Here is a 17,740-nt window from a genome sequence, read left to right as displayed (position 1 = left end):
AGTCTGTCCAAATGTCTTGGGTACAATCAATAAAAGAATGGGCAAAACGTCTAAAAAAACAAATTATTATGCTTTGGTTTGCATCAAGGCATTCTCAAATGCCGTGGTTACCTAAAGTGATTGCGGTCGTGGCTGTGGCTTATGCTTTTAGTCCCATCGATTTAATTCCAGACTTTATTCCTATATTAGGCTTTGTAGACGATGCCATCATTTTACCCATACTCATTTGGTTAGCGCTTCGTTTTACGCCTCAACAGGTTATTTTCGATGCGGAACAGCAAGCGAATGAATGGCTAGAAGAACATGAAAAAGGGCCACGAAATTATTTGGTTGCTGTACTTATTATTTTAATGTGGCTCACTCTTGCGGTGATGGCTTATTTTTATTTTGGTGGTGGTTTGTAGTTGAACTACGCTTAGAAAGGTTGTCGTAATTTAATGCCCTGAACATTGTGCTTTGCTACAACTCAAAGGATAATAACGTTTTTATAAGCTATGAGTTGCAGACAATGAAAATCGTCGCAGATGAAAACTTGGCATTTACCGATTACTTTTTTTCAGAATTTGGCGATATTCAACACCATGCAGGACGCACCTTAACGCACGCAGATGTAAAAGATGCTGAAGCTTTATTGGTTCGCTCAGTCACCGCAGTGAACGAAAGTTTAATTCAAAACACCGCTTTAAAATATGTGGGTAGTGCCACAATCGGAACCGATCATTTAGATATTCAAGCCTTAGAAAAACATGACATTACATGGGCCAATGCAGCAGGTTGTAACGCACAAGCAGTGGCTGAATATGTGATTACTGCTTTACTACATTTAGATGTGAACCTTTTAGAACAACAAGAAAAATTTACGCTAGGCATTGTTGGTCTTGGAAATGTGGGTAAACGTTTGGCCTATATGGCTCAGTTGCTTGGTTGGAACGTAATTGGTTTTGACCCATTTGTGCAGTTAGATTCAATTGAAAATGTAAGCTTTAAAACCCTATTGCAACAAGCCAATGCCATTTCCATTCATGTGCCGCTCACTAAAAACGGTGAACATGCGACATATCATCTTTTCAATGAACAAACTTTTGCACAACTTCAACCTGACACCATTTTAATTAATAGCGCTCGTGGTCCGGTGGTGAAAGAAGCTGCTTTAATGCAAGACATTCAACGCACCCAGCGTAAAGTGGTGCTCGATGTATTTGAACATGAACCAGTCATATCGGATGAGCTTTTAAATATGTTGGCGTTGGCGACACCGCATATTGCAGGTTATAGCTTGGAAGGTAAGGCACGCGGTACACAAATGATTTATGAAGCGTTTTGCCAAAAATTTGGATATGACATCAATAAGCGTTTCGAAACTCAGTTACCTGCATGCGAAGACTATTTTTCAGGACATGATTTAAAGGCAGTGCTCAAGCAAAAACTATCTCAAATTTATGATATTGCTCAAGATGATGCCAACATCCGTGCCTGCGTTAAAGACGGCAAAGTAGAGCAAAAAGCATTTGATTTATTACGTAAGAATTATCCGCTGCGCCGTGAATGGGCAGCACACGGGGGACCACAGGCATGAGTTTAAGTTATCAACCTACTTGTTCAATTGATGCTTTAAAGGCTCGTGCTAAGCTTTATACCCAAATTCGCCAGTTCTTTGCAGAACGTGATGTCATGGAAGTTGAAACGCCAATCGTTTCACAAGCAGGTGTTACCGATGTGCATTTGGCTTCGGTTCAGACTTTGCGTCATATTCATGGCAAGTTGCAAACTCAATATTTACAAACCTCACCAGAGTTTGCCATGAAACGTTTATTGGCAAGTGGTAGCGGGCCGATTTATCAAATCTGTAAGGTTTTCCGAGATGATGAACACGGGCGTAAACACAACAGTGAATTTACCATGCTTGAATGGTACCGTCCGGGTTTGGACTTAAAAGCGTTAATGCATGAAACAGCCGATTTATTACAAACCTGTTTGCAGCATCGTTTTGGTGAAGTTCGTCCATTTATTTTAAGTTATAAACATGCCTTTCAGGACCGCTTGGACATTAACCCATTGCAAGCGACTTTAAAGCAACTCAAAGATACTGCGAATCGTGTGGGATTAAATCTTGATTTAGGTGATGACCGCTTAGCTTATATGGATTTGTTATTTTCTCATTTTGTTGAGCCAAGTTTAGGTTTTGATGCGCCTGTATTTTTAACTGACTTTCCGCCAGAAATGGCGTCTTTGGCGAAAGTAAAAGTAGATGAAGATGGGGAAGAAGTCGCAGCACGTTTTGAGGTTTATATTGAAGGCTTAGAGCTTGCCAATGCTTACGATGAATTGCTCGATGCAGAGGTGTTACGTTCACGCTTTGAAGCAGATAATGCAGAACGGGCTAAGCAAGGGCTGCATGTCATGCCATTAGATGAGCACTTGTTAGCAGCTTTGCCTCATATGCCTGAATGTTCAGGAATTGCTTTAGGCATAGACCGTTTACTCATGGTTGCTACAGATCAACTTAAAATTGAAAAAGTCATCGCATTTCCAGCTGAAATTGCCTGAGGGCGAGTAAATAAAAAAGCCACATATTGTGGCTTTTTTATTTGGAGCTTATTTAAATTAAGCTTGTTGAATACCTGCAACAACCCAGTCTTGCTGAGAGCCAACAGGTTTTACAAAGTGCCAGATTTCAGTAAATGGCTGTGGCAAGCTATTTAAATCTTCACTTACTGTACCTGTAAAGCGTACGCTCACAATGTATTGACCATTTTCAGTCGCACTGTCTACAACCATTGCATTTAAGTTACTAAACTCGGCAACGTCCTGATCTTGATTCTCCATGATGTCGTTATACATAGAGCTATAAAGTTCAGGTGTTAAGTAGCGACGAATTTCTTCGATGTTACTTGCACTGTTAATTGACTGAATGTGGTTAAAACGCTGACGAGCAACACGTAAGAAAGAAGCAGGTTCGCTACCATCTGGTAACTGGTTGCCATTACTTGTTGTTGCACCGCCAAACGGAGCTTGAGTTGCTGTACCACCGCCAACAGACTGACCAAAAATATTGGTGTTGTCGTTTGAGTTCGTTGGCGCAGCTGAACGGCCAAATGTATTTTGACCGTTGCTGTTTGGAGCGTAAGGATTATTTGCTGCTAATTTTTTTTTCCCGCCAAATTTGCGGAATACAAAAAAAGCAACAGCAGCAGCAAGTAATACCCATAACCAACCTGGGATACCACCTTTCTTCTCTTGTTGCTGTTGAGCAGCTTGTTGCTCGTTGTCAGGCTGGGTTACACGTTGTTCAGTTGATGTTGGTTTGTCATCAGCTAAAGCATGTGCTGCAACAGCACCTACGGCAGCACCAGCTACACCAGCTGCAACCATTGAACCAACACCCGGACCAGATCTCTGAGGTGCTGTAGCAGGTTGTTGAACTGGAGCCACTTGACGAGGTTGTTGATATGACTGGCTTGAAGTGGTAGAGCGTGCCATGCCGTGGCTTTTACCACCACCTGCACGTTTTGCTTCAGCAAGAGGAGAAATTGCCAAAGCAGCCATTAAAATACCGGTTATCAAGCCACGCTGGTGTACTTCCATAGGAAATTCCTGTTTAAAATTAATTTGTAATAGTATTTATGCAGCCATTTACACTAAATTTCAACTATAAAAATATGTTTTTTTATGTCAATTCATCGCTGAGCTGCATCGCTTCGGTGAGTGCTTCATGTAAGCGAGCAACAGCAATCACTTGAACTCCTGGAATCGCTTTTTGTGGGGCGTTGCCTCTAGGTAAAATGACATATTTAAAGCCATGTTTTGCCGCTTCTTTTAAGCGCTCTTGTCCATTTGGTACAGGGCGAATTTCACCTGAAAGTCCAACTTCACCAAAAACTGCAAGTTGCTGAGGCAATGCTTTGGTACGTAAACTCGAAGCACAGGCTAGTAAAACAGCCAAGTCAGAACCTGTTTCAGTAATTTTTAAACCACCAACAATGTTGACATAGACATCTTGCCCTGTGGTTTGTACACCACCATGACGGTGCATGACAGCAAGCAACATATTTAAGCGGTTTTGTTCAAGACCAAGTGCGACGCGTCGTGGTTGTCCTTGGGCATCATCAACTAAAGCTTGGACTTCGACCAAAAGAGGGCGAGTTCCTTCACGGCTAATCATGACAATTGAACCGGGAATTGCTTCATCGTAACGACTTAAGAAAATAGCAGAAGGGTTCGCTACTTCGCGTAAACCTTTATCGGTCATGCCAAATACGCCAAGTTCGTTGACTGCACCAAAACGGTTTTTAACAGCACGAATCATACGGTAACGTGAGTCGGACTGGCCTTCAAAATAAAGTACGCAGTCCACCATGTGTTCTAAAACACGCGGACCTGCGAGTGCACCTTCTTTGGTCACGTGGCCAACAATAAATAGCGCCGTGCCACTATTTTTTGCATAACGGGTTAATAACGCAGCAGATTCACGAATTTGTGAGACACCACCTGGTGCAGATTGGAGCGTTTCTGTGTAAAGCGTTTGAATCGAGTCTAAAATTGCAACAACAGGTTTTTCTTGCTCTAAAACTTCACAAATCCGCTCAACGCAGGTTTCAGCCATGACTTTTAACTGATCTGTCGGCAGGTCAAGGCGCTGAGCACGTAAGGCCACCTGAGATAACGATTCTTCACCCGTAATATAAAGTGCAGAGCTTTTTGCACTTGCCATGTGGGTTGCGGTTTGCAAAAGAATAGTCGATTTACCAATACCCGGGTCACCACCAATGAGTACCACTGAGCCTGTGACCAAGCCACCGCCAAGTACACGGTCAAATTCGCTAATACCTGTAGGTAAGCGGGTTTCATGAGAAACCGAGACTTTATTAAGTGTTGTGATATTGGCAACTTGGCCTGCGTAGCCACCAATTTTAGGACGCGCACGATGCGCTGTAGTAGGTTCGAGTTTGACTTCAGTCAGAGAATTCCATTCACCACACTCTGAACATTGACCGGCCCATTTAGGATGATCAGCACCACATTGTTCGCAACGGTAAACAGTTTTGACTTTGCTCATATTCGACTTCGGTTAGATAACTTCATAATCAGTAAAAACAGAGTATAGCAAAACGACACCCTGAACGTAGGCAGAACCCGATCATTTTTCAAAGGCCTATTTTTCACCCGTTGTCCAAAAATATTGGAATGCATTTTGCTTTAGCTAAGGTGGGAAATTTTTAGGATATTTACCTATGTCTAATCTTCAGCATCATGATCATGCTGGCGACTTACAGCGTAAGCTGACCAATCGCCATTTACAATTGATCGCTATTGGAGGGGCCATTGGAACAGGCCTGTTTATGGGGTCGGGCAAAACTATTTCATTGGCGGGGCCGTCAATTTTATTTATCTATTTAATTATTGGCACCATGATTTTCTTTCTTATGCGTGCTTTGGGAGAAGTTTTACTTTCCAACCTAAATTATAAGTCTTTTGTCGATATGGCTTATGACCTGATCGGCCCTTGGGCTGGCTTTTATGTCGGGTGGACCTACTGGGTAAGTTGGGTGCTCGTAGGTATGGCAGATTTAACCGCGGTAACGAGCTATTTGAGTTTTTGGTTACCTAATGGAGTCAGTTTTAGTCCAATAGAACAGGCCATGATTAGTGCAGGCTGTGTTCTCTTTTTATTAGTTTTAAACTTATTAACGGTTCGTCTATTTGGCGAAGTAGAGTTCTGGTTTGCGATTATCAAAATTGTTGCCATTATTGCTTTAGTCCTTGCCGGCATCTACATGGTAGTGACCAAGTTCCAATCACCATCTGGTTCTGTTGCTGCTATCTCTAACATTTGGAATCATGGCGGTATGTTCCCTCATGGGGTAAATGGTTTCCTTGCGGGCTTCCAGATTGCGATCTTTGCTTTTATTGGGGTGGAGTTGGTCGGGACTACAGCCGCTGAAACTAAAGATCCACATAAACATTTGCCTAAAGCAATTAACGCAATTCCGATTCGTGTCATTTTGTTCTATGTATTGGCATTAATGGTGGTGATGTCTGTAACACCTTGGGATCAGGTAAAGGCAGATCGTAGCCCATTCGTTGAATTATTCTTAATGGCAGGTATTCCAACTGCTGCAATTATTATGAATCTAGTGGTGTTGTCATCGGTAATGTCTTCGATGAACAGCGGTATTTTTTCAACTAGCCGAATGATGTACGGCTTATCGCGTGATGGTCAGGCACCTGAAACTTTGGGTCAGTTGACTAAAAGCGCAGTTCCAGCAAATGGTTTAATTTTTTCCTGTGCCTGTATTATGGGCGGTGCTTTATTACAATATTTTGTGCCAAATACGATTGAAGCATTTACCTTGGCAACCACGTTATGCACCATTTTATTCTTAACGGTATGGATTTTGATTTTGGTATGTTACATCCGCTACCGTAAGTTATCTCCTGAACTGCATGAAAAATCGAACTTTAAAATGCCGGGTGGGGTAGCGATGAGTTATGTCGTTATTGCTTTCTTCTTATTTACGATTGCGATTTTAAGCCTTGAAGCAGACACAGCTAAGTCGCTTATGGTCAGCCCAATCTGGTTCTTTGTACTTGCAATTGGTTACTTTGGTTTTTATAAGTCAAAAATAAAACGTAATTTTGCCCAAGAATAAATAACTTAGAAGCAAAATATAAAAAGGCAATCGATCAGATTGCCTTTTTTAATTGAAAAATCAAAGTGGTTCAAGTCTTATTTGTAGACTGGAAGGTGCGTTGTATTGCTATGTTCTTGTGCGTATTATCGGATTTAATTGTATGTATCTTGAAATTATCAGCCATACAGACAAAAATTGGTTAGCTGAAAAGTTGTCAAAAAATATACATTTAAAAAGATACCTGCAAATGGTGCGATATCGTCTTTTTGATTTGAATTTAGCTAACGGACTAAAAAAATTACTGGAGTGTATTCATAAAATGTCGAATCAAAATCTGAGCGACCCTCATGAACAAGGTGAGCTCCATCGTAGTCTTTCCAATCGGCATTTACAGCTGATTGCAATTGGTGGTGCCATCGGTACTGGATTATTCATGGGGTCAGGTAAAACGATTAGTCTTGCCGGCCCATCTATCTTATTCATTTATTTGATTATTGGTGTGATGGTGTTTTTTGTCATGCGTGCGCTTGGCGAATTACTCCTGTCAAATCTGACCTATAAATCATTTATTGACTTCACCACAGATTTAATTGGCCCATGGGCAGGTTATTTTGTGGGGTGGACCTATTGGTTGTGCTGGATCACGATTGGTATCGCCGATCTTTCTGCAATTATCTACTACTTACAATTCTTCAATAACGGGCAGCCTTTCTCACCTATGGAAGGTGCAATGATTAGTGTGGCCGCTATTGTATTTATTATGGGTTTGAACCTATTAACTGTACGCCTATTTGGTGAGTTAGAGTTCTGGTTTGCACTTATTAAGATTCTTGCGATTATTATTTTAATTGCAGTGGGTCTATGGATGATCTTTACCGGCTTTACTTCTAGTACGGGCGAGGTGGCTTCATTTACTCACTTGTGGGCAAATGGTGGGTTCTTCCCAACAGGGGTGCATGGCTTCTTGGCTGGCTTCCAGATTGCAATTTTTGCTTTCGTGGGTGTAGAACTTGTCGGCACAACTGCTGCTGAAACCAAAGACCCTGAGCGTAACTTGCCTAAAGCGATTAACTCAATTCCAGTTCGTATCATTATCTTCTATGTCTTGGCATTGCTTATTGTAATGTCGGTAACGCCGTGGAACAGAATTGATCCAGCGATTAGCCCATTTGTAAACTTGTTTAGCCAAGCAGGTATTGCAGCGGCAGCAATCTTAATGAACTTAGTGGTATTGTCATCGGTTATGTCGTCAATGAACAGCGGTGTATTCTCAACAAGCCGTATGTTGTTTGGTTTATCTCGTGAAGATCAAGGACCGAAAGCTTTTGGTAAATTGAACAGACGTGCAGTACCTGCAAATGCATTGTATTTCTCTGCTGCGTGTTTATTGTTAGGTGCGGCATTACAGTATTTTGTACCAAATACAGTTGAAGCCTTTACACTTGCAACAACGCTTTCAACCATTTTGTTCATTTGCGTGTGGTTACTGATTATCTGGAGCTACATTCGTTATTACACGACGCGTCCTGAACTGCATGCCAAATCAACATTTAAATTGCCGGGTGGGTTATTTACGTGTTGGATCACGATTATTTTCTTTGTGGGCATGATTTACGTGTTGTCTTTAGAGCCAGACACGTTTAAAGCACTGAAAGTCAGTCCAATCTGGTTTGTTATCTTGATCATTGGTTATTTCTTCTTCTATAAACCACGTCATAAAAAATAATGAAATTGATTTGCTTATGACTAAACGCTGGCTGAAAAGCTGGCGTTTTTTATGCATATTGTTTTTCTATTCAAGTTTACTCTTTAGCCGCTTGCATGATCACGGTATACTGCATCGAATTGTTTAAATCAGGTGCTCAGATGCTTCGTGTCATTTGCCTCATCAGTTTATTGAGCAGCAGTATTTTGCTTACAGCTTGCGGTCAGTCAGGAGCATTACAGCTACCTTCTGATCCAAATTATGACAACCGTGCAAAATACTTGCTCTATCGTAATAAAGAATCAAAACAAGTTGTGCAAAAGGATGAAAAGGCTGAACAGCCAGTCGAGTCGTCATCAGCTCCAACCCAAACAACTTCACCTTAAGCTTTGAAATAAGGACACATTCATGAGTTTCACCCGCATTAATGGAGTATTGCATGCAGAGCAATGTTCTCTAGAGCAGCTTGCGCAGCAATTTGGCACACCGTTATATGTTTATTCAAAAACAGCTTTTGAAAAACATTATTTAGATATGGACCGTGCCTTTGACTTTATTGATCATCAAATCTGTTTTGCGGTGAAGTCTAACTCAAACTTGGCTGTTCTTAGTGTCTTGGCAAAACTTGGTGCGGGTTTTGACATTGTGTCTGGTGGTGAGCTGGCTCGTGTTTTAAAAGCGGGTGGGGATGCTTCTAAAATCGTATTTTCAGGTTTAGGTAAAACTGAAGTAGATATTGAAACATCACTCAATGTAGGTATTGCTTGTTTTAATGTCGAGTCTTATGCAGAGCTGGACCGCATTCAAAAAGTAGCTGCTCGCTTAGGTAAAAAAGCGCCTGTTTCATTACGTGTAAATCCAGATGTCGATGCAAAAACGCATCCTTATATTTCAACTGGTTTAAAAGAAAATAAATTTGGTATTCCAAGTGATACCGTTTATGAAACCTATCAATACGCAGCTTCTTTACCTAACCTTGAAATTGTAGGTATTGATTGCCACATTGGTTCACAGCTCACTGAAACTAAACCATTTGTTGATGCTTTAGATCGTGTCATTGTGATGATTGATGAGCTGAAAAAACTAGGTATCAATCTTAAACATATCGATATCGGTGGTGGTTTAGGGGTTTGTTATAAAGATGAAACACCGCCAAGTGTTGAAGAATATGCAAACTCTATGAAACCTGCTTTAGAAAAGTTAGGTCTTAAGGTTTATATGGAGCCGGGCCGTAGCATTAGTGCAAATGCGGGTGTACTTTTAACCAAAGTTGATTTGCTTAAACCAACGACACATCGTAACTTCGCGATTATTGATGCAGCAATGAATGATTTGATTCGTCCTGCTTTATATGAAGCTTGGATGGATATTCAGCCTGTTGTACCACGTACCGATACTGAAGAAAAAGTATGGGACCTCGTTGGTGCGATTTGTGAGACAGGTGATTTTATTGGTAAAGATCGCGCACTCGTATTACAAGAAAATGACTTGTTGGCTGTACTTGGTGCAGGGGCTTATGGCTTTGTTATGAGTTCAAATTACAACACGCGTGGCCGTGCTGCAGAAGTCATGGTATCAGGTGAAAAGAGCTATTTAATTCGTGAACGTGAAACGGTTGAGTCGCTTTGGGAAAAAGAACGTTTATTGCCTGAGGAGTAAATGAGATGTTATTAGAATTTACCAAAATGCATGGTTTGGGCAATGATTTCATGGTGGTTGACCTAATTAGCCAAAGAGCTTATTTAGATACAGCAACCATTCAACGTTTGGCAGATCGACACTTTGGTGTTGGCTTTGACCAGCTTTTAATTGTTGAACCACCAGATTTACCAGAAGCTGACTTTAAATATCGCATTTTCAATGCAGATGGTTCTGAGGTTGAACAATGTGGTAATGGCGTACGTTGTTTCGCGCGTTTTGTACACGAGCGTCATTTAACCAATAAAACCAACATTACCGTGCAAACCAAAGCAGGTATTGTAAAGCCAGAGCTTGGGCAAAATGGTTGGGTGCGCGTAAATATGGGCTATCCAAAATTTCTACCAAATGAAATTCCATTTATTGCCGAAGAGCCAGAAGCTTTGTATACCCTTGAGTTGGCAAATGACCAAAACATTAGTATTGACGTGGTAAACATGGGTAACCCACACGCGGTCACTATTGTTCCAGATGTGTTAACTGCTGATGTTGCTGGTATTGGCCCACAAGTTGAATCACATAAACGTTTTCCTGAACGTGTGAATGCTGGTTTTATGCAAGTGATTGATGATAAACATGTTCGCTTACGTGTATTTGAACGTGGTGTTGGTGAAACACTAGCGTGTGGTACAGGAGCATGTGCTGCTGCGGTAAGTGGTATGCGCCGTGGTTTACTTGCGAACTCAGTTGAAGTTGAACTTGCTGGCGGTAAGCTACAAATTGAATGGCAAGAAGGTGATGTGGTTTGGATGACTGGTCCAACAACCCATGTATATGATGGGCGTTTGGATTTACGTTATTTCCAAGGTTAATCGCATGGCCTAAATAGAAGCCTCTTTTCATCAGTTAAAGTGATAAAAGAGGCTTTCTTTTATATGTACAATAATTTTTTAATTTCATTACTTTATAAAAATATGAATAATTTAATTTTCTTACCTGGTGCATCAGGCAGTACGACATTTTGGCATCCTTTAATTGAAAAATTACCTCAGCAATACCGTACAAAAATTATTGGTTACCCCGGTTTTGGCGATACACCAGAATCCCTTGAAGTGAAGAGTTTTGAAGACCTAACAAATTATGTGGTCGATCAAATTAATGAAGAATCTATCATTATTGCCCAATCTATGGGTGGGATTTTTGCCGTTGCCGCAGCGCTACAAAAACCTCATTTGGTGAAAGGGCTGGTCTTAATTGCTACTTCTGGTGGAATCAACCTTAAACGATTTAATGTGCAAGACTGGCGTGAAGCATACCGCCAAACATTTTTAAAATATCCAGATTGGTTTGTTACCACTAATGCCAACTACGAAGAGTTTTTGCCAGATATAAATGTTGAAACTTTATTAATCTGGGGCGATAACGATTCAGTGAGTCCTGTTCAGGTAGGCCAGTATTTGAATCAAAAGTTTGAAAAATCGACGTTATATGTTGTGAACGGCGGGGACCATCAATTAGCAGAAAAACATGCCGATGAAGTTGTAGTCCAAATAGAAAACTACTTAAAAACTTCATGTAAATCTTTAGCTATTATTTAGCGTGCTATGCGTTAGCACGCTTTTTTAAAAGTTATCTTTTACTCAAAGCTAATTTCAATGCGAACAACACAAAAATACTGCCTGTAATTCGGTCCATATATTTCACAAATTTAGGTTGTTTTAGATAACGTGAAAGTGGCTGCATGGCTAAAATTAATAAAGTTGACCATATTATTCCAATCACGACATGAATCATTACAAGTCCCATTACCCAAGTGACAGCCAATGCTTGCGCTGGAATGAACTGGGGAAGAAATGAAATATAAAAAATGCCAACTTTGGGATTAAGTAAATTGCCAAAGAAACCTTTAATAAACCAATTCTCTGAGGTAGAGCGATTTGAATTATTTTCTTGTATGTCTGCAAGTTGGCTACGTGGTTTTAAAATCATATTTAAACCCAGCCATGCGAGATAAGCAGCTCCCATCCATTTCAATAGATTAAAGGCTAAGTTTGAAGCCATAAGTAAGGCACCTAAACCGCAGGCAACGATAACTCCCCATACAATACAGCCAAGACTAATTCCAAGAGCTGCTTGGAACGCTTTAGACTTACCCTCAAGTGTAGCGGTACGAATAATTAAAGTCGTATCTAAGCCGGGGGTAAGTGTAAGTAAAGTAATGGCAATTAAATAAGGAATGAGTACGGTGGTCATGGCAGCAAGGTCCAATGAATACTTGGTATAAATTGTAATATATAAGTTAGATTCATTATGCTGTCCGATATGAAATTTTCCTCATCAAATAGTTTTTGGTACACTCAAAAAAAATGGGCAAATAAATGGAGAGCAATTTGGATTTCGCATTACAACTGCTCTCGATGTGGTTAAAAGAAAGAAAAATTCAAAATCAGTCTGAGCATACAATCACGGCTTATGAGCGAGATGTGAAAAGCTTTCTTGAGTTCTGTAACTCAAAAAAAATTGATTTAAAAAATGTTGAAGCTTCAGATTTACGTGAATATCTGGCTCAGCGTGTTGAGCAAGACCAGTTAAGCGCAAGTAGCATGCAGCGTCATCTTACTTCTATTCGTCAGTTTATGAAGTGGGCTGAACAAGGCAAATATCTAGAAATTAATCCTACTGACGATTTTAAGTTAAAACGCCAGCCTCGGCCTTTGCCGGGCATGATCGACATAGAAACAGTTAATCAAATTTTAGATCAACCTATGCCGGAAAAACCAATTGATCAGCAATTATGGTTACGAGATAAAGCCATGTTGGAACTACTGTACTCAAGTGGTTTACGACTCGCTGAACTACAGGGCCTAACCATTAAAGATATCGATTTTAATCGTCATCTTGTTCGTATTACGGGTAAAGGAAATAAAACCCGTATTGTCCCATTTGGGAAAAAGGCAAAAGAAAGTCTATTGAACTGGCTTAAAATTTATAAAATCTGGAAAGGTCATTTTGACCAAAATGCTTTTGTTTTTATTTCTCAACGAGGTGGTGTACTTACTCCACGTCAGATCGAGAAACGAGTAAAACTTCAGGCGCAAAGAGCAGGTGTAAATGTCGACTTACATCCGCATTTACTTCGACATTGTTTTGCCAGCCATATGTTATCAAGTAGTGGTGATTTGCGTTCAGTTCAAGAAATGTTAGGTCATAGCAACTTATCGACTACCCAAATTTATACGCATATCGATTTTGATCACTTGGCTCAAGTGTATGATCAGGCTCATCCGCGAGCGACCAAGCATTAAGTCATTTAAGTTAAATTATTTATCAATACGCGACTTTGATTGCACTGAATAAGATGAATGTAGAGATCATTTGTACTTTTTTACAAATTTGTTTAAAAGAAATATGTTAAATTACCCAATTGACCATTTTGAACTTTGCACATTTTGTCGGCATATATGGCCTAAAAACGACAAAATTTGACTCATTTATAAGGCGCTTATGTTTCTGACTAATAAGGTAAATAAGATAAAAAGATAATAAAAATCAATGTATAAAATAGACTTTAAAAAGAATAAAATAAGGGCGAGTCAGCTGTGAAATTTTTTTTATGAACTGATGATTTCATTTTTTTTGTACTGTTCCAGAAAATTGTGACTTGACCGAAATGCCAAACACATTGCAAGATAGGGTACCTAAAAAATTTGAATTGAAGAGTTAATATACTTTTCTCAACATTTACTTTTGCTAGAACAGCCGAGGATTACATGAAGGCTCTTGTTGCTGTAAAACGTGTGGTTGATGCCAACGTTAAAGTTCGTGTTAAGCCGGACAATAGTGGGGTTGACCTTACCAACGTTAAAATGTCAATTAACCCATTTTGTGAAATCGCAGTGGAAGAAGCGGTTCGCTTAAAAGAAAAAGGAACAGTATCAGAAATCGTTGTTGTTTCTATTGGTCCTAAAGAAGCTCAAGAACAAATCCGTTCTGCAATGGCTTTGGGTGCAGACCGCGGTATTTTAGTTGAAACCACTGATGAAATTGGCGCTCTAGAAGTTGCTAAAATCTTAAAAGGTGTTGTTGACGCTGAGAAACCAGAACTTATCCTTCTTGGTAAACAAGCAATTGATGATGATTCTAACCAAGTAGGTCAAATGCTTGGTGCATTATTAGGTGCTGGTCAAGGTACGTTTGCTTCTGAAGTGAAAGTGGATGGCGGTAAAGTACAAGTGACTCGTGAAATCGACGGTGGTTTACAAACTGTTGAACTTGCGCTTCCTGCAATTATTACAACTGACTTGCGTTTAAACGAGCCACGTTATGCTGCATTGCCTAACATTATGAAAGCTCGTAAAAAACCGCTTGATACTAAATCTCCTGCTGATTACGGTGTTACAGCTGGTACTAAGCTTAAAACTGTTAAAGTTGAAGCTCCAGCAGAACGTAAAGCTGGCGTACAAGTGAAATCTGTAGATGAGCTTGTTGAAAAATTGAAAAATGAAGCGAAAGTGATCTAATACGGAAGGATAAAATCATGAGTATTTTAGTTATCGCTGATCACAACAACCAGACACTTAACGGTGCTACTTTAAATGTTGTTGCTGCAGCTCAAAAAATCGGTGGTGATATTACTGTATTAGTTGCTGGTTCAGGCGCTCAAGCAGTTGCTGACGCTGCTGCTAAAGTTGCTGGTGTAAGCAAAGTATTGCTTGCTGACAACGCTGCTTATGCAAACCAATTAGCTGAAAACGTAGCTGGCTTAGTTGCTGACTTGGCTAAAGGTTACAAATACGTTTTAGCTGCTTCTACAACGACTGGTAAGAACATTCTTCCACGTGTTGCTGCACTTCTTGATGTAAGCATGATCACAGACATTATTTCTGTTGAGTCTGCGAACACATTCAAGCGTCCAATCTACGCTGGTAACGCTATTGCAACTGTTCAATCTGACGAAGCAATCATTGTTGGTACTGTTCGTGGTACAGCATTTGATCCAGTTGCTGCGGAAGGTGGTTCTGCTGCGATTGAAACAGTTGGCGAAGTAAAAGATGCAGGCATTTCTAAGTTTGTATCTGAAGAAATCGTTAAACTTGATCGTCCAGAATTAACAGCTGCTCGTATTGTTGTATCTGGTGGTCGTGGTGTAGGTTCTGGTGAGAACTACCACAAAGTACTTGACCCATTAGCTGACAAGCTTGGTGCAGCACAAGGTGCTTCACGTGCAGCAGTTGATGCTGGCTTCGTACCTAACGATTTCCAAGTTGGTCAAACTGGTAAAATCGTTGCACCTGAGCTTTACATTGCTGTAGGTATTTCTGGTGCGATCCAGCATTTAGCTGGTATGAAAGATTCTAAAGTTATTGTTGCAATCAACAAAGACGAAGAAGCGCCAATTAACAGCGTTGCTGACTACTGGTTAGTTGGTGATTTAAATGCTGTAGTACCAGAGTTAGTAAGCAAGTTGTAATTTACAGCTTGTCACTTATTCGAAAAACGCCCTTGTGCTATAAATAGCCAAGGGCGTTTTTTTATTTAGATCATTCTTATGAATATTAATTATTCCGCTTCCATCGAAGCTCATCAATTGCACCAGTCATTGGTGAGATTGGCGCGGGCAGATATGGCACGAGATTATTTATGTATTCGATCTAAAAATCAGCATGGGCTTTCCAATATTAAAGTTAGCCAGTTGCACATGGGATTTATTCTATATGGACAACAACAATTAAATCTTCAAACAAAACAAATCAATTTTAGTGCTGGCGACCTCTATATTATAAAACCCGATACGGTTATCGATGCAGTTAATCTGCCTGACCCTATAACGGGTGAATATCTCACTATTCTTGTGCCTATGTGTGATGAAGTCATTCAAGCTGCACAAATGATTTGGGCGAAGCCCGTAGTCGACAGAACAGAAGCAATATTAAAGTTTTCAATTGATGATTTTGCTACCTCTTTAACCGAGTGGCAAACAGCTTTATTTAATCATGATGTGGTGAAAGCACGTTTATGTATTACCGCTATGCTTGTACAGTTATGCCAACAGCATTGTTCAGATGTGCTAATTGTACCGCCACCTAAATTGACGAAAATCATTCACGATTGGGTAATAGAGAATCCACAGCACCATTGGCAGTCTAGTGAGTTTGAAATGCGACTAGGTTTGAGCAGCGCAACACTTCGCCGCAAGCTTAGCCATGAAGATACGACCTTAAGAGAAACGATTACGCATGCCCGTCTTACTTATGCACTTGAGTTGTTGTATTCCAAAAAACTACCCATGAAAACCATTGCAGCCAAATCAGGATACCAGTCTGTTGCTATTTTTCGTGATCGCTTTGTGGAGCGTTATGGTATAGATCCAGCTGTTCTAGCTGCCGAATAAGTCAATTTGAGCGTTTCTTGTAGTTTATTGAGCGATTTAAATAGATAAAAACCAATAGAGTTAAAGTATGAAAATACCAAGGACTCTATGATGAAATCATTAAAATCACTTGCGATATTATTGCTGCTGAGTGCCAGTACAGTTATACATGCAGAACAAAAGCCAACCGTGCATCAGGTTGATGGTTACTTTTTACAGCCCGTAGGAAACCTAAAAGTAACGGCATTGTTTGATGGGGAACTGGGACTGCCTCGTAGTGATTTACTGGGTATTTCGGCTGAAAAAGCCAATCAACTGTTTGAAGAAAATTTTGTTCCTGTAGATGAGCATAATCAGATTGTCACGGATTTCTCTGCCTATCTTGTGCAAACGCCTACGCAAAATATTTTGATTGATGCAGGGACTGCAAAATGTTTTGGCCCAACTTTAGGTCATGTACGTGAAAACTTGAAGAAAGCAGGCGTACAGCCTGAACAAATAGATACGATTTTAATTACACATGCCCATCCTGATCATTTATGCGGTATTACACTCGATGGCAAAATGGTTTATCCAAATGCGAAAGTTTATCTGGCGAAAGAAGATGTCGACTTTTGGACATCATCTGCAAATGAAGCAAAAGCCACCGATTTTTTTAAACCAATATTTAGAATGACGCGTGATGCCTTGCAGCCATACCAAAAGGCAGGGCAACTCGTTACTTTTACCAAAGCCACTTTTAACGTACCGAATGTTCAACTGATCGTGACTCATGGTCATACGGAAGGTCATTCTTCATACTTAGTAGATGGACAAAACGGTCAAAAGTTCTTAGGTCTAGGTGATGTGGTGCATTACGGTGCAGTCCAATTTCCTTATCCTGAAGCAAGCTACAAACCCGATACTCACTCGAATCAGGCTATAGCTGTTCGTAAGAATATCTTTGAACAAGCCTATAAAAACCAATGGTGGGTAGGGGCAGCACATATCGCTTTTCCTGGCATTGGACACATTGGTAAAAGCTCAAAAGGATATCAATGGATACCGGCTCAATATCGTCCTGTAAAATGATAAGTTCAAATTGATTATTCAAAAAAAAAAGCAATGAATTTGAAAAATGGACTCCGAATCTTTAGCTCAAATATTGCTAAGTTGGGTTAAGACGAAAAGTTTGATTCTTTAAATAGATGAAATGTGTTCTAAAAAGAGCACTTTCATGCTGTTTATATTTTGGTCGAATAATTGAGTTTTAAGGAATACATTTAAAAGTAGAAACCTATAATTTTAACTTATTAATTCTAATGGAATTTTTATTGTAAAAAAATGCTATTTTCAGATCGCTAAACTCCCAGTTAGCGAGCAATTTATGCTATAGTATACAGCTATATTTTTTTC

The 17,740-nt window shown here is 40.0% G+C and carries 17 protein-coding genes; 14 read left to right on the top strand and 3 right to left on the bottom strand.

What is annotated here, in order from left to right; translation table 11 throughout:
• Positions 1-11: 11 nt before the first annotated feature.
• The 3 genes from ACG59Z_RS03800 (at position 12) to epmA (ending at position 2,547) form a co-directional block, all read left to right on the top strand.
• Entirely contained in the window at positions 12-404 is a 393-nt protein-coding gene (locus ACG59Z_RS03800; RefSeq protein WP_400197976.1) for a YkvA family protein, read from the top strand.
• Positions 405-508: 104 nt separating this feature from the next.
• Positions 509-1,576: a 4-phosphoerythronate dehydrogenase gene (locus tag ACG59Z_RS03795; RefSeq protein ID WP_400197975.1), complete on the top strand. Its 1,068-nt coding sequence runs from the start codon at positions 509-511 to the stop codon at positions 1,574-1,576.
• Positions 1,573-2,547, top strand: coding sequence for an EF-P lysine aminoacylase EpmA (epmA, locus tag ACG59Z_RS03790; RefSeq protein WP_311069466.1), 975 nt, complete (start codon positions 1,573-1,575; stop codon positions 2,545-2,547). Before ACG59Z_RS03795 ends, epmA begins: the two co-directional genes overlap by 4 nt.
• Before the next feature lie 57 nt (positions 2,548-2,604).
• Here epmA and ACG59Z_RS03785 read toward each other — a convergent pair whose 3' ends face one another.
• Positions 2,605-3,585, bottom strand: a complete 981-nt coding sequence (locus tag ACG59Z_RS03785; RefSeq protein ID WP_400197974.1) for a Tim44 domain-containing protein — start codon at positions 3,583-3,585, stop codon at positions 2,605-2,607.
• A gap of 82 nt (positions 3,586-3,667) precedes the next feature.
• Entirely contained in the window at positions 3,668-5,056 is a 1,389-nt protein-coding gene (gene radA / locus ACG59Z_RS03780; RefSeq protein WP_304402689.1) for a DNA repair protein RadA, read from the bottom strand.
• A gap of 175 nt (positions 5,057-5,231) precedes the next feature.
• On the opposite strand from radA, the gene ACG59Z_RS03775 reads away from it, so the two are divergent.
• From ACG59Z_RS03775 to ACG59Z_RS03750, 6 genes are all read left to right on the top strand, one after another.
• Positions 5,232-6,650: an amino acid permease gene (locus ACG59Z_RS03775; protein WP_400197973.1), complete on the top strand. Its 1,419-nt coding sequence runs from the start codon at positions 5,232-5,234 to the stop codon at positions 6,648-6,650.
• A gap of 301 nt (positions 6,651-6,951) precedes the next feature.
• Positions 6,952-8,358 (top strand): amino acid permease, encoded by a 1,407-nt coding sequence (locus tag ACG59Z_RS03770; protein WP_263614411.1) that lies wholly within the window; start codon positions 6,952-6,954, stop codon positions 8,356-8,358.
• Between the two features lie 140 nt (positions 8,359-8,498).
• Positions 8,499-8,723 carry a lipoprotein gene (locus ACG59Z_RS03765; protein ID WP_068936861.1) on the top strand — a complete coding sequence of 75 codons (225 nt, stop codon included), beginning with the start codon at positions 8,499-8,501 and terminating at the stop codon, positions 8,721-8,723.
• 22 nt (positions 8,724-8,745) lie between these two features.
• Positions 8,746-9,996, top strand: a complete 1,251-nt coding sequence (gene lysA / locus ACG59Z_RS03760) for a diaminopimelate decarboxylase (protein ID WP_400197972.1) — start codon at positions 8,746-8,748, stop codon at positions 9,994-9,996.
• A 5-nt stretch (positions 9,997-10,001) separates the two neighbouring features.
• Positions 10,002-10,847, top strand: a complete 846-nt coding sequence (gene dapF / locus ACG59Z_RS03755; RefSeq protein ID WP_396519068.1) for a diaminopimelate epimerase — start codon at positions 10,002-10,004, stop codon at positions 10,845-10,847.
• Between the two features lie 102 nt (positions 10,848-10,949).
• Positions 10,950-11,573: an alpha/beta fold hydrolase gene (locus ACG59Z_RS03750; protein ID WP_400198022.1), complete on the top strand. Its 624-nt coding sequence runs from the start codon at positions 10,950-10,952 to the stop codon at positions 11,571-11,573.
• Positions 11,574-11,604: 31 nt separating this feature from the next.
• On the opposite strand, the gene ACG59Z_RS03745 is transcribed toward ACG59Z_RS03750, so the two are convergent.
• Positions 11,605-12,228 carry a LysE family translocator gene (locus ACG59Z_RS03745; RefSeq protein ID WP_400197971.1) on the bottom strand — a complete coding sequence of 208 codons (624 nt, stop codon included), beginning with the start codon at positions 12,226-12,228 and terminating at the stop codon, positions 11,605-11,607.
• A gap of 164 nt (positions 12,229-12,392) precedes the next feature.
• Between ACG59Z_RS03745 and xerC the strand changes: the two genes are divergently transcribed.
• The 5 genes from xerC (at position 12,393) to ACG59Z_RS03720 (ending at position 17,416) form a co-directional block, all read left to right on the top strand.
• The gene (xerC, locus tag ACG59Z_RS03740; RefSeq protein WP_396462482.1) at positions 12,393-13,280 is read left to right on the top strand and encodes a tyrosine recombinase XerC; all 888 of its coding nucleotides are present in this window, start codon (positions 12,393-12,395) and stop codon (positions 13,278-13,280) included.
• Positions 13,281-13,745: 465 nt separating this feature from the next.
• A complete protein-coding gene (locus tag ACG59Z_RS03735; protein ID WP_000646180.1) occupies positions 13,746-14,495 on the top strand; it encodes an electron transfer flavoprotein subunit beta/FixA family protein in 750 nt (249 codons plus the stop codon).
• 17 nt (positions 14,496-14,512) lie between these two features.
• Positions 14,513-15,445, top strand: a complete 933-nt coding sequence (locus ACG59Z_RS03730; RefSeq protein ID WP_004699815.1) for an electron transfer flavoprotein subunit alpha/FixB family protein — start codon at positions 14,513-14,515, stop codon at positions 15,443-15,445.
• Between the two features lie 78 nt (positions 15,446-15,523).
• Positions 15,524-16,366 (top strand): helix-turn-helix domain-containing protein, encoded by an 843-nt coding sequence (locus ACG59Z_RS03725; protein ID WP_400197970.1) that lies wholly within the window; start codon positions 15,524-15,526, stop codon positions 16,364-16,366.
• A gap of 90 nt (positions 16,367-16,456) precedes the next feature.
• Complete coding sequence (locus ACG59Z_RS03720) at positions 16,457-17,416, top strand: MBL fold metallo-hydrolase (protein ID WP_400198021.1); 960 nt, start codon at positions 16,457-16,459, stop codon at positions 17,414-17,416.
• The last annotated feature ends 324 nt before the right edge of the window (positions 17,417-17,740 follow it).

Source organism: Acinetobacter sp. ABJ_C1_1 (assembly GCF_044684115.1).
Lineage (GTDB): Bacteria > Pseudomonadota > Gammaproteobacteria > Pseudomonadales > Moraxellaceae > Acinetobacter > Acinetobacter nosocomialis_A.
Note: the sequence above shows the minus strand (reverse complement) of the source record. Positions and strands in the feature narration are given on the sequence as shown.